Annotated in this window: 11 protein-coding genes; 5 read left to right on the forward strand and 6 right to left on the reverse strand. The window is 54.8% G+C overall.

The annotated features are described in order from the left end of the window. Entirely contained in the window at nucleotides 1-1,233 is a 1,233-nt protein-coding gene (locus EM595_RS15540; protein ID WP_067434111.1) for an MFS transporter, read from the reverse strand. A 350-nt stretch (nucleotides 1,234-1,583) separates the two neighbouring features. Between EM595_RS15540 and EM595_RS15545 the strand changes: the two genes are divergently transcribed. The 3 genes from EM595_RS15545 (at nucleotide 1,584) to EM595_RS15555 (ending at nucleotide 6,017) form a co-directional block, all read left to right on the forward strand. Next, on the forward strand, nucleotides 1,584-2,162 hold the full coding sequence (locus EM595_RS15545; RefSeq protein ID WP_067434114.1) for a hypothetical protein: 579 nt from the start codon (nucleotides 1,584-1,586) through the stop codon (nucleotides 2,160-2,162). 286 nt (nucleotides 2,163-2,448) lie between these two features. Further along, nucleotides 2,449-4,830 carry a glucose/quinate/shikimate family membrane-bound PQQ-dependent dehydrogenase gene (locus EM595_RS15550; protein WP_067434117.1) on the forward strand — a complete coding sequence of 794 codons (2,382 nt, stop codon included), beginning with the start codon at nucleotides 2,449-2,451 and terminating at the stop codon, nucleotides 4,828-4,830. A gap of 320 nt (nucleotides 4,831-5,150) precedes the next feature. Next, nucleotides 5,151-6,017, forward strand: coding sequence for a nucleoside-specific channel-forming protein Tsx (locus EM595_RS15555; RefSeq protein ID WP_067434119.1), 867 nt, complete (start codon nucleotides 5,151-5,153; stop codon nucleotides 6,015-6,017). Between the two features lie 68 nt (nucleotides 6,018-6,085). Here EM595_RS15555 and yjdN read toward each other — a convergent pair whose 3' ends face one another. Both yjdN and EM595_RS15565 read right to left on the reverse strand, forming a co-directional pair. Next, nucleotides 6,086-6,523 carry a VOC family metalloprotein YjdN gene (yjdN, locus tag EM595_RS15560; RefSeq protein WP_067434120.1) on the reverse strand — a complete coding sequence of 146 codons (438 nt, stop codon included), beginning with the start codon at nucleotides 6,521-6,523 and terminating at the stop codon, nucleotides 6,086-6,088. Between the two features lie 268 nt (nucleotides 6,524-6,791). Beyond that, nucleotides 6,792-7,433, reverse strand: a complete 642-nt coding sequence (locus EM595_RS15565; RefSeq protein ID WP_067434122.1) for an RpiB/LacA/LacB family sugar-phosphate isomerase — start codon at nucleotides 7,431-7,433, stop codon at nucleotides 6,792-6,794. 128 nt (nucleotides 7,434-7,561) lie between these two features. Between EM595_RS15565 and EM595_RS15570 the strand changes: the two genes are divergently transcribed. Beyond that, nucleotides 7,562-7,882 carry a cupin domain-containing protein gene (locus EM595_RS15570; RefSeq protein ID WP_067434124.1) on the forward strand — a complete coding sequence of 107 codons (321 nt, stop codon included), beginning with the start codon at nucleotides 7,562-7,564 and terminating at the stop codon, nucleotides 7,880-7,882. 37 nt (nucleotides 7,883-7,919) lie between these two features. Here EM595_RS15570 and EM595_RS15575 read toward each other — a convergent pair whose 3' ends face one another. The 3 genes from EM595_RS15575 to EM595_RS15585 are packed head-to-tail and all read right to left on the reverse strand — an operon-like array spanning nucleotide 7,920 to nucleotide 11,775. Then, the gene (locus EM595_RS15575) at nucleotides 7,920-9,242 is read right to left on the reverse strand and encodes a c-type cytochrome (RefSeq protein WP_067434127.1); all 1,323 of its coding nucleotides are present in this window, start codon (nucleotides 9,240-9,242) and stop codon (nucleotides 7,920-7,922) included. An 11-nt stretch (nucleotides 9,243-9,253) separates the two neighbouring features. Further along, nucleotides 9,254-11,038, reverse strand: coding sequence for a GMC family oxidoreductase (locus EM595_RS15580; RefSeq protein WP_067434130.1), 1,785 nt, complete (start codon nucleotides 11,036-11,038; stop codon nucleotides 9,254-9,256). Nucleotides 11,039-11,040: 2 nt separating this feature from the next. Beyond that, a complete protein-coding gene (locus EM595_RS15585) occupies nucleotides 11,041-11,775 on the reverse strand; it encodes a gluconate 2-dehydrogenase subunit 3 family protein (protein ID WP_067434132.1) in 735 nt (244 codons plus the stop codon). A 293-nt stretch (nucleotides 11,776-12,068) separates the two neighbouring features. Here EM595_RS15585 and sbmA point away from each other — a divergent pair, with 293 nt between their 5' ends. Further along, the gene (sbmA, locus tag EM595_RS15590) at nucleotides 12,069-13,301 is read left to right on the forward strand and encodes a peptide antibiotic transporter SbmA (RefSeq protein ID WP_067434135.1); all 1,233 of its coding nucleotides are present in this window, start codon (nucleotides 12,069-12,071) and stop codon (nucleotides 13,299-13,301) included. Nucleotides 13,302-13,318: the final 17 nt, after the last annotated feature.

The raw sequence follows: 13,318 nt of genomic DNA on the forward strand, positions 1-13,318 counted from the left end.
TTATTCGGCGCTTTCCAGCTTCTGCCGCCGCCGCAGGTGCGGGAACAACACCATCCAGACGCCAACCACTACCAGCGTGCCGATACCGCCGATCGCCGCGGCGGGTGCCGCCCCGATCCATGCCGCCAGCATGCCTGATTCGAACTCACCCAGCTGATTGGAAGTATTAATAAAGATAGAGTTAACCGCGTTGACCCGACCGCGCATGTCGTCCGGCGTATCAAGCTGCACCAGCGAACCGCGAATCACCATGCTGATCATATCAAAGCCGCCCAGCGCGAACAGCGCCAGCAGCGATAGCCAGAGCTGAGTCGACAAGGCAAACAGCAGCGTGGCGATGCCAAATCCCGCCACTGAACCAAACATGATCATACCCACATGGCGATCGAGCTTATTACGGCTGAGCCAGAAACCCACCAGCAGCGCGCCCACCGAAGGCGCACCGCGCAGCATGCCCAATCCCCATGGACCGGTGTGCAAAATGTCTTTAGCAAAAATAGGCAATAGCGCCGTGGCGCCGCCGAGCAGTACCGCAAATAGATCAAGAGAGATGACGCCCAGCACGTCACGGCGCTCACGGATAAAGCGTACCCCGGCAAACAGCGTGGTGACATTCATCGGTAAACGAGGCTGCTGCGGCCGCTCATAACGCAGGATTTTTACCATCGCCATCGAGATGAGATAAAACAGCGCCGCCACGCTGTAAACCACGTGCGGCCCGGCGACGTAGAGCAAGCCGCCCAGCGTTGGTCCGGCAATCACCGCCGTTTGCGTTGAGACCGCGCTGGCTGCGGTGGCGCGCGCAAGGATCGCGGGCGGCACCAGCGACGGCAGCATTGAGGTCATCGACGGCCCTTCCAGCGCTTTCGCTACCGAAAACAGAAATACCAGCGCCAGCAGCGTGATCTGGTCAGCATGGTGCAGCAATGACACCGCCACCAGCGCCGCTGTTGCCGTCAGCTCAACCAGCTGCGCTACCAGCACGATGCGACGGCGATCGCGCTGATCGGCCAGATGGCCGGCCGGTAACGCGAGGATCACAGACGGCATAAACTGCATCAGGCCAATCAGGCCAAGCGCCATCGCGCTGTTGGTGATGGCATAGATTTGCCAACTCACCGCCACGGAGAGCATCTGAAAAGCAAACGAAGAGCAGGTGCGCGCCAGCCAGAAAGCCACAAACGCCCGATGGCGCAGCAGCGATTCCTCGCCCGACGTGGAAGGTAAGGCCATAGTGTATCCCGTCATCTCATCAAAGTGGTTGCCCGCGCGTTGTGCTCAGCGCGCAGCGTTTCTTTTTATTGTGCTGCACATTGTCGCTGGCATAACGGCTAAAATGATAAGCGTTGTTATTGTTTTAAGTGAAATTAAATTAATCATTAGTTTCGACTGGCCCTAAAAAAACTCACTCGTGATACCGGTAACCATTATTATTTTTAGCGGCCAGAAAAAAGGGTGATCTTGTTGCGCAAACTGTTCTATATTTCCTCCAGAAATGCGTGGTCGTGCCATAACGTCATATACCGCTGCGACCATGACTCCATTATTTTTCCGGTTTTTTCATAACTTTAGATGAGCCCATTTTGCAATCCTCTTTAATTACCGAAGTCGTTACCTCTTTTGGCAGCGACAAGGCCAGCCTGTGCTTTCCCGGATGTTTGCAGCGTTGCCAGGCTATTGGCGACGCCGTTGACGTAGCACGCGATATTATGGCGCGCCCACATCGTGCCGTTTCGCAGGCGGACGTAATTATTCTGCCGGTCAATCTTCAGCATCTTCACTGGATAAGCGCCATTGCCAGCGAAATGGCTGCCGCCTCGTTACGGGTTAATTTCGCCGTTAATTATCAACACCTTCACCACCAACCCCAGCAGCTTCAGCAGCTGGCGCAGGCGCACTCGTTGTGGCTCTATGATTTTGCCGAACGGGAAACGGACTGGGATCAGATAAAAGCCTTTCCTTTTACCGGCGTGGTAATTAACCACGCGTTCTTTGCGGATAATTATCGTAAGTTTAGCTTTCCTTATTTACTGGAACATTTTCGCGATCAACAAGCGGAGGTTATTATTCGCAGTCGGGAATTACCGTTAAATCAGGTTGATTGTGCTGCGCTGAATTTAACCGGCTGGCAGCAACAGGTTGCCGATACGCTTTTTAATTAAACACTCACCGATTTAAACGCTTTGTCGTTGGGCTTGTAGCCCCTGAGACAGCGCCATATCAGCTGGTTCTCCCTACAAAATGTTGCGCTAATTACTAACAGCGGACATTTTCGCTAAAAAAAACAAACCATAAAAATTGTCTTAATATAAAATAACCATAACTGGAATGTTTTCTCATCGGAAGAGAAAAATAAACGCCTGACAGAACACCCGTACTTTATACATCGCAAACAATCTAATCGGTTGTTTTCAAAGTTATTATGGCAACTCAAACGAGGTTAATATTATGGGGAAAAGCTCCTCATCACTCGGCATTATTCGCGTGCTTACCGTGCTCTTTGCGGCACTGTGCGGCGCGTATTTGCTGATCGGTGGAATCTGGCTCACCGCCATCGGAGGCTCCTGGTACTACATTATCAGCGGCATTATTATGCTGATCGTAGCGGGACTGATCTGGCGGCGTAACAGCAACGCGCTGCTGCTTTATGCGCTGTTCCTGCTTGGCACCATGGCATGGGCCGTCTGGGAAGTCGGTTTCGACTTCTGGGCACTGGCACCGCGTTCTGACGTTATCGTGATCTTTGGCATCTGGCTGATTCTGCCTTTTGTTTACCGCGGCTTTATCGCCACCAGCAAAACGCCGGTGATGGCGATGGTTGTCAGCCTGGTGATCAGCGCTGGCGTGCTGGCCTATGCGGTGTTTAACGATCCACAGGAAATCAACGGTACGCTGCCATCCGCTGCGCAGGCGCCAGCTCAGGGCACCGTCCCTGCCGGTGACTGGCCAGCCTATGGCCGCACGCAGGAAGGCACCCGCTATTCCCCACTAACGCAGATCAACGAGAAAAACGTCAAGGATTTGCAGCAGGCGTGGAGCTTCCAGACCGGCGATCTGAAGACACCTAACGATCCGGGCGAAATCACCAACGAAGTGACGCCGATCAAAGTCAACGACACGCTTTATCTGTGTACCGCTCACCAGATTCTGTTTGCTCTGGATGCGAAAACCGGTAAGCAGAAGTGGAAATTCGATCCACAGCTGAAGCAGAACCCGACTTTCCAGCACATCACCTGCCGCGGCGTTTCGTATCATGAAACCCCAGCAGCGGCCGCTACGCCAGCAGGTACGCAGCCAGCACTGTGTGCTCGCCGCATTATTCTGCCGGTGAACGATGGTCGTCTCTATTCTCTGGATGCCGCTACCGGCGAGCGCTGCCCGGACTTCGCTAACAACGGCGAACTGGATCTGCAGCACAAACAGCCAGACCAGACCCCTGGCGCCTATGAGCCAACCTCGCCGCCAATCATCACCGATAAAGTGATTGTGATTGCGGGTGCGGTTACCGATAACTATTCAACCCGCGAGCCGTCAGGCGTTATCCGTGGTTTTGATGTGAACACCGGTGAACTGCTGTGGGCATTTGATCCCGGCGCGAAAGAGCCGAACAAGATCCCAGGCGAAGGCGAGCACTACACCTTCAACTCGCCAAACTCATGGGCACCGGCTGTCTATGATGCGAAGCTGGATATCGTTTACCTGCCTATGGGCGTGTCTACACCAGATATCTGGGGTGGCAACCGTACGCCAGAGCAAGAGCGTTATGCTAACAGCCTGCTGGCGCTGAATGCATCAACCGGTAAGCTAGTATGGTCTTATCAAACCGTTCACCACGATCTGTGGGATATGGACCTGCCTTCACAGCCAACGCTGGCTGACATCACCGACAAAAATGGCAACACCGTACCGGTGGTTTACGCCCCGGCGAAAACCGGTAACATTTTTGTGCTCGACCGTCGTGATGGCAAGCTGGTTGTACCGGCACCGGAAACGCCAGTACCGCAAGGCCCGGCTAAAGGCGATCGCCTTTCTCCAACCCAGCCTTACTCTGAGCTGACCTACCGTCCGAAGCAGAACCTGAGCGGCAAAGATATGTGGGGCGCCACGATGTTTGACCAGCTGGTCTGCCGTGTGATCTTCCACCGTCTGCGCTATGAAGGTCCGTTCACCCCGCCATCTGAGCAGGGTACGCTGGTCTTCCCTGGCAACCTCGGCATGTTTGAATGGGGCGGTATTGCCGTAGATACCGATCGTCAGATCGCGATTGCTAACCCAATGGCGCTGCCGTTCGTCTCCAAGCTGATTCCACGTGGTCCGGGCAATCCGATTGAGCCACCAGAAGGCAGCAAAGGCGGTTCCGGTACCGAGTCAGGTATTCAGCCACAGTACGGCGTGCCGTTTGGCGTTGAACTGAACCCGTTCCTGTCGCCGTTTGGCCTGCCGTGTAAGCAACCCGCCTGGGGCTATGTCTCTGCGGTTGACCTGAAAACCAATCAGGTTGTCTGGAAAAAACGTATCGGTACCGTTCGCGACAGCGCACCTGTGCCGATGCCGTTTAAACTCGGCATGCCAATGCTGGGTGGCCCGGTAACTACCGCCGGTAACGTCTTCTTTATCGCGGCTACCGCCGATAATTACCTGCGCGCATTCAGCACCAACACCGGTGAACTGCTGTGGCAGGGACGTCTGCCAGCAGGCGGCCAGGCAACGCCGATGACCTATGAAGTGGATGGCAAGCAGTACGTTGTTATCTCTGCTGGCGGTCACGGTTCGTTTGGTACCACCATGGGCGACCACATTATCGCCTACGCACTGCCAGACAATAAGTAACCTTTCCAACGGTAATAAGGGGCGATGATTCGCCCCTTTTTTTTCGCCTGCAATTTGGCTTTGGAGGCAAAAAGGGAAACGTTTGCGTTACTTTTGTGAGTTGAGTCACATTTGAGCGGAATCATCATGAAACAAACTTTGACAATCGTGATCAAAATCTATTTTCTATCGTCTGGATATGGGCACCCTACGTCAGCGCTGGCGTAACTCCCCCTCGGCGGCCAGCGGAAATGGCAGCAGCCTCCTCCCGACTCCCTGGGATTTCTTTTAAAACTGACTCCCGCACCCATAAGCGAGAGCGATAGCAAGTGGTCACTTTCATGAAAAATAAACTGATGATTGCAGGCGCGCTGTTGAGCATGTCATACAGCGGCGTTTCTCTGGCTGCCGGGCCTTCTGACCCGCAGTATGTTTCCGACTGGTGGCATCAGAGCGCCAACGTGGTGGGCAGCTATCACACGCGTTTTGGACCGCAGTTTAATAACGACGTTTATCTGGAATATGAAGCCTTCGCTCACAAAGACTGGTTCGATTTTTACGGCTATCTCGATCTGACCAACTTCTTTGGCGCGGGTAACAGCAACGCCAACGGCGTATTTGACCACGGCTCACCGATGTTTATGGAGATTGAGCCGCGCTTCTCGATCGACAAGCTGACCGGCACCAACCTGGCTTTTGGTCCGTTCAAAGAGTGGTACTTTGCCAACAACTATATTTACGATATGGGTCGCAACAGCGATAACCGCCAGAACACCTGGTATATGGGCCTCGGCACCGATATCGACACCCACAGCGACATTGGCCTCTCCCTGAACGTCTACGCCAAATACCAGTGGGAAAACTACGGCGCGCCAAACGAGAACAGCTGGGATGGCTATCGCTTCAAGGTGAAATACTTTGTGCCGATCACCCAACTGTGGGGCGGTAATCTTGGCTACGTTGGCTTTACCAACTTCGACTGGGGTTCTGACCTCAACGACAACGGCAACTCGACGCGCACCAGCAACTCTATCGCTTCCAGCCACATTCTCTCGCTTGCATACGATCACTGGCACTATTCGGCGGTGGCACGTTATTTCCACAATGGCGGACAGTGGGCAGACGGCAGCGAACTGGCCTTTGCCAACAATCGTGAAGTGAAATCAACCGGCTGGGGTTACTACCTGGTGGTGGGATACAACTTCTGATAAAGCGGCGTTGATGATACAGACTCCTCACCCTTTCCAGTGCGGAAACGGGTGAGGAAAACCACGTCTTACTCTGGTTTCAATACGTTAATGCGCCATGGAATACCGAACTTATCGATAAACATGGCAAAACCGCCTTCGGCCCAGAAGGTTTTCTGCCAGGTCGTGGTCACTTCACCACCGGCCGACAGTTTCTCAAACCAGGCTTTACCCTGCGCTTCATCTTCTGTCGCCAGGCTCACCGCGTAGCCAGCATGTGACGAAGCCGGGCCTTTATCGGTGTTGCCATCGCTCAGCATGATTTCGCCTTCGCCAATGCGCAGACGAGCATGCATGATTTTTTCTGGTGGCTGCGGCGTCGCATCTTTATCGCCAATCTGCTCATCCTGATCCGGCATATCGCCAAAGGTCACTTTGCCCAGCAGCTCACCACCGGTTGCCTGCAGATAAAATTCGATCGCCTCTTCACAACGACCATATAAAAACAGATAAGGACTGACTTTCATCGCCACCTCCGTACGTGGGTTGTGTTAATTGTTTGCCTCGCACAGAGTGTAGACCATGAACGGAAACCGCCGCTTTCAGACGGGCAAAACAGCGTAAAAAGCCGCACTATTGCTTATTTTTCAGCCCACTTCGCAACAAGATGTAAATGGCATTACGCGTTAAATCGCCAGCAGGGAAACCGGGAATCAAGGAGGATAAGCAACGCTGAGAGGGAGAAGAGAATGCAGAAAAGTGCGAGCGGCAGCGCGCCGCCCGCGTCGGTTAGCATCAGGCCGCCAGCACCTCACGCACAAAGGCTTCGATGTTTTTATCCTGACACTGCTCAAAGAAACACTGCTGGAACCGCTGACCGCTGACCGCGGTTTTCACCAGCTCAGGATCGATGGCGCGCAGCGTATCAAGATAGTTATCTTTGATCACCGCGGCTTTCACCTGATTGAGCAGCCCGGCGTTGCGCACCTGCGGCTCTTTACGCTCCGGCGGATAGCCCTGGCCTTTTTCACCGGTAAAGGCTTTTTCAAAGATAAAGCGCAGGTTCAGCTCCGCACCCCAGCCAAAGCCTTTGGCAAACGGCAGCGCCAGCGCATTGCCATTGTTGATCTGCGCAAACAGATAGGCGTCGGCAGGATCGATACAGTAGCCGCAGTTGACGCCCGGATGGATGTTCAACGACATCAGCGCGCCCTGCCCGGTGCCGCAGCCCGCGACAATGAAATCCACCGCCTTGCTGTTCAGCAGCAGGCTGGCGATGATGCCAAGGTGAATGTAAGTAAGGTGGTGATCCTGTTCGTCGCTCATGCCGACGTTAAACACCGCGTGACCCTGCTGATCCGCAACGCCCTGCAACTCTTTCAGCACCACTGCATTTTTAGCGGCCTGGCTGTTTTCCATCATTAAGGCAATTTTCATATCACACCTGTCACTTTTTAATTGAAACGTTGTTTCATTTTAACGAAAAAGTTGTATTGTGCATGGTTTCCAGGCACTAAAAGATGTGAATGCCTTCACAAATTCATCGGATAACAGGCGAGGTAGCGATGTTCATCTATAGAGAGACGACGCAAACAGACGATCTGGGCAACGGCGTGACCCGACGCATTCTGGCGCACGGCGGCACCATGATGGCGGTGGAAGTCAGCTTTGAACAGGGTGCGGTGGGTCCGCTGCATCATCATCCGCATGAGCAGCTTACCTATGTGCTATCCGGTCGCTTTGCCTTTACGATTGATGGTGAGACCAAAGAGGTCAGCGCGGGCGATACGCTGTATAAGCGTCCCGACGTGGTGCATGGCTGTGTCTGTCTTGAGGCGGGCACGCTGCTGGATACGTTTACCCCGCAACGGGAAGATTTTCTCTGAGCAAAAAAAACCGGCGCGTCCTGCGCCGGTTGATTTATTAATGCAGCTGCGGCAGCTTCTCCAGGTTCTTGTTCCCCTGGTTCTCTTTCACGTACTCGAGCTTGCGCACTTCGGCAACATCCTTCGCCGTCACGCTGGTTTTCGCCGTATTGCCCCAGCTGGTACGAATGAAGTTCACCACATCCGCCACCTGCTGATCGTTCAGGCGCCAGCCAAAGCCCGGCATCACGATATCTGAAGGCGCACCTTTCAAGCCTGGCAGCGTGGAACCGGTCAGCACGATGTGGATCAGCGAGGTCGCATCGTCCGCCAGTACCACCGAATTGCCCTGCAGGGCCGGGAACACGCGCTTATAGCCGATGCCGTCTGAGCGGTGACAGGCGTTACAGTTATCGATATACACCGACGCGCCCGGTTTGCTGTCGTCACCGTTCCACAACGCCCGTGCCACGGTGTCATCCTTGCTGAAGGCCACCTGGTTCGGATCTTTCGCGCCCAGCGTCTTCAGATAACGGGCAATCGCCGTGATATCTTCATCGGTCAGGTATTGCAGGCTGTGCTCAACCACGTTGGTCATGCCGCCAAACACCGCAGTGTGATCGTTGCGGCCATAGCGCAGGAACTGCGCTAGATCGCTTTCGCTCCAGCGTCCAAGGCCATCACGGTTGTCGCCGCGCAAACTGGTGGCGGTCCAGCCATCAATCGGTGCGTTACTGCCCGCCAGGAAGTCGGTGCCTTCGCCATTGTTCAGCGCTTTTTCCTGCATGGTGATGCTGCGTGGCGTATGACACGCGCCACAGTGTCCCAATCCTTCCACCAGATACTGGCCGCGAGCCACCACCGCATCCTGCTGCGGAGCGGGCTGGAACGCCTTCACGTCCGGTGCAAAGATGCCGCGCCAGACCGCCAGCGGCCAGCGCATTGAGAGCGGCCAGGGAATATCATTTTTGCGATTGTCCTGCTCCACCGGCTGCACGCCGTGCATGAAATAGGCGTACAGCGCCTTCATGTCTTCATCGTTGACCACGGCATACGACGGATAAGGCATCGCCGGATAGAGCGTATCGCCATTTTTCGCCACGCCATGCCGCACCGCCTGCTGGAAATCGTCATAGCTGTAATCGCCAATGCCGGTTTTCTTATCCGGCGTGATGTTGGTGGTGTAAATGGTGCCGATTGGCGTGTCCATCGACAGACCACCGGCAAACGGCTTACCGCCGGTGGTGGTATGACAGGCGATGCAATCCCCGGCGCGCGCCAGATATTCACCGCGTTTAATCTGCTCGGCACCGCTGTTGTCTTCAGCCAGCGCCGTGAAGGCAACGGTGCTCAGCAGCAGAGCCATTACGCTTTTTTTCATCACCATTTTCCTTATGCCTGCACCATCGGACCGGGGTTTTTCAGGTACTGCTCCCGGATCGCTTTCGCCGCCCAGTAAGTCAGTGCCGCCACCATGCCGGTTGGGTTGTAGCCCAGTCCCTGCGGGAAGGCGGACGCGCCAGGCACAAAGACGTTGTGCACATCCCAGCTCTGCAGATAACGGTTCAGCGCACTGGTTTTTGGATCTTCCCCCATGATCGCGCCGCCGTTAAGGTGCGTGGTCTGATAGGACGTGGTGTCGAAATGGCTGTTGGCATTTTTGGCCGAGCCGGTCATGCCGACCGGATTCATCGCCCGCCCTAACTCCTGCTGACGCGCAAACATAAACTGCGACATCTTGATGTCGTTTGGCTGCCAGTCAAAGGTCATACGCAGCAGCGGCTGACCGTGCGAATCTTTGTAGTTCGGATCGAGATCGAGATAGTTGGCGCGATACGACTGGTGCGCACCGTGCGCATCCATGGAAACGTGGTGCGTATAGTGATCGGCCACCGCAGCTTTCCACTTGCTACCCCAGGCTGGCGTACCGGTTGGCGTCGGCATGCCGGAGATCGGCTTGGTACCGCCCTGATTCACCCAGATCGGTGAACCGCCAACAAAGCCAACCTTCGAGTGATCGAAGTTATCGGCGTTGAATTCATCGATGGCGATGCCCGCGCCGCCGGCACCGATAAAGTTATTGGTGTGCTCGTCGCCTTTTAACAGCACCTTCAGCGTAGAGATATTCTGGTAGGCGAAGTTACGGCCAACGGTGCCCTCGTTGGTGATCGGGTTGTACGGTTTGCCGATGCCGGAAAGCAGCATCAGGTGCACGTTGTGGAACTGGAACGCTGAGAGGATAACGATATCCGCGGGCTGTTCCACTTCACGGCCCTGCGAATCAACGTAGGTCACGCCGGTGGCGCGATTTTTCTCGTCGTTGAGGTTAACCCGCAGTACGTAAGAGTTGTCGCGCAGCTCAAACTTCGGCTCCTGGCGCAGCGCTGGCCAGATGTTGACGTTTGGCGATGCCTTGGAATACATGTAGCAGACATAGCCGCTGCAGTAACCGCAGAAGTTGCACGGGCCCATCTGCGCGCCATAAGGGTTAGTGTAGCGGCCCGAGGTGTTGGCGGAAGGCAGATCGTAAGGATGGTAACCCAATGATTCCGCCGCTTTGGCGAACAACTGGCCGGAATAAGTGCGCTTCTGTGCGGGCAGCGGAAACGGACTGGAGCGATCGGGCGCAAAGCGGTTGCCAAACTTGCCGTCGCCGACCAGCTTGCCCTTCACGGTGTACGGCGTGCCGGAGGTGCCAAACACTTTTTCCGCCTTGTCGAAAAACGGCTCCAGTTCGTCATAGCTGACGCCGAAATCCTGAATGGTCATGCCTTCCGGGATGAACTGCTTGCCGTAGCGCTCTTCATAGTGACTGCGCATTTTCAGCTCAATCGGATCGACGCGAAAATGCACGCCAGACCAGTGCAAACCGGCGCCGCCAGTGCCGTTGCCCGGTAGAAATGCCGCCAGCTGGCGATAAGGCTGAGCGGTTTGCGAGGCATTATGACGAATGGTTACGGTGCTTTTAGAGAGATCCTGAAACAGCTTTTTGCGGATGTTGTAGGTCAGCTCGTCAATCACCTGCGGATAGGATCCATCAGGATACGTATCGCGACGTGGGCCGCGCTCCAGCGCCACCACGTTGAGGCCCGCTTCGGTCAGCTCTTTGGCCATGATCGCGCCAGCCCAGCCGAAGCCAACCACCACCGCGTCTACTTTTTTCATTACGTTTGCCATGATTATGCTCTCTCTCCGCGAATGGAAACTGGCGGCAGAGGATAGCTAACGTCCCGTTCAACCCAGTCCATGAAATCAGCGCGTGCGCCTGGAAAACCGACCAGCTTCCAGCCGACCATATTTTGATTGCCACCGTGTACCGGATCGCAGAAAAAGCCCTCGCGGGTGTTTTGCAGCAGATAGGTGAAAAATGTTGCGGCAGGCACCTGTTTAAATTCAACTTTGCCCGCTTCCATCGCCTGTAGCAGCGCATCCTGCTGGCTGGCGTCGAGCTGCGCAAAAATTTTGCCGTACTGCGCTTTGGCTGCTTCGTCGGTATCGGCAATGCCCAGCCGATAGAGCTGTTGCGGCACCAGCGGCAGTTGATAACCCAGCTCTTTGATCGAATCGGGATGGAACGGTCCCTGCATATACCAGTTCGAGCCGGTGCCCCACGGCGTATTCATCTGGCGATCGATAAATTCCGGCACGCCCGCTTCCACGGCGCCTGGACCCCGATCGTCTTTCGGGATTAAGCGGCCTACCGCGGCGGCAACAAATGCATACTCTTCGGGAGTGAACCAGCTCGGCTGATACGCCCGCGCTTCCTGATCCTCAACCGGACGCACGTCGGCTGCAACGGCTGGCGTAATGGCCAGCGAGCCCACGGCGGAACTGCCGAGCGCCATGGCGGGCGCCAGCGTGATGGTACGCAGCAGGAAATCCCGACGCGAATGGCCCTGTTTCTCTTTTGACATGACATTGCCTTAGCACCACTGCGAAGCGGCACAAAATTGGGTGTTAGCGATTTATCTTTGTTATGAGGGGTAAATTATAGGGTAATCGCAAATGTTACTGGTAACAAAGCGCGATTGTAACACTCTTTTTTCGCAAAAATAGGACGACTTTTTCAAAATCGCACAAATTCATTAACATAATGAGCACATTAGCGCGGAGGCCTGCGCTGGGTTTGTAACCTCCTTTCATAACCTTCTGAAGACGGCAAAGCGGTTTGACGTTATAACAGTGCAGTCGCAACTGTGGAGTGCTTATGTTTACATCTTTTTTTCCGCGTCCGGGCCTGTTTTTCAGCTCCGCCGCTATCTGGAGTTTGCTGGTTATCTTATTCTGGTTCGCCGGTGGCAATGAGATCATTTTTCACCTGCCTGCGCTGGCGGAGTACGCTAACAAGCCGCTGCCGAATAGCGTGCTGCGTTTTGTGCAGCCGTCACAGCTCTGGTTTTATGCCTATTTTGTCATTGCGGTAGCGCTGTTCGCTGGCGTCTGGGCGGTGTGCAGCCCGCACCCGTGGCAGCGCTGGTCGGTGCTTGGCTCCGCGCTGATCATCTTCTTTACCTGGTTTGATGTGCAGGTGAATGTAGCGATTAACGCCTGGTACGCTCCCTTTTACGATCTGATTCAAAAAGCGCTCAACAAAACGGGCTCTGTGCCCATTGAAGATCTCTATCACCAGATGTGGGGATTTTTGGGCATTGCGCTAGTCGCCGTGATCATTGGCATCTTTAACGCTTTTTTTATCAGTCACTGGATTTTCCGTTGGCGTACGGCGATGAATAACTTTTATATGACGCACTGGCAGCGCCTGCGCCATGTGGAAGGCGCCTCGCAGCGTGTGCAGGAAGACACCATGCGCTTTTCCACCACGCTGGAGAGCTGGGGCGTTAACTTAATTCGCGCCGTGATGACGCTGGTGGCATTTTTGCCGGTGCTGATTGTTTTATCAAAACATGTGCCCACCGTGCCTTTGCTTGGCTCAATGCCCTACGCACTGGTGATTATTGCCGTGGCCTGGTCGTTGTTTGGTACCTCGCTGCTGGCGGTAGTAGGGATAAAATTACCGGGGCTGGAATTTCGTAATCAGCGGGTGGAAGCGGCCTACCGTAAAGAGCTGGTGTATGGCGAAGATGATGCCAACCGCGCCACGCCGCCCACGGTGGCCGAGCTGTTCAGTCGTGTGCGTCATAACTATTTTCGTCTCTACTTTCACTATCTCTACTTCAATATGACGCGCATCCTTTATCTGCAGGTGGATAGCCTGTTCGGGCTGTTTGTGCTGTTTCCTGCGATCATTGCTGGCACTATTACGCTGGGATTGCTCAGCCAAATCAGCAACGTGTTTGATCAGGTGCGCAGTTCCTTCCAGTATCTGATCAACTCGTGGTCGACGCTGATTGAACTGATGTCGATCTACAAGCGTCTGCGCAGTTTTGAGCAGATTCTTGACGATGTGCCGCACCACGAAAAGCTGATGGATTCAAAGTAGTTGTGCAGCTTCCGCCC

The sequence above is a fragment of the Duffyella gerundensis genome, from assembly GCF_001517405.1.
Taxonomy (GTDB): domain Bacteria; phylum Pseudomonadota; class Gammaproteobacteria; order Enterobacterales; family Enterobacteriaceae; genus Duffyella; species Duffyella gerundensis.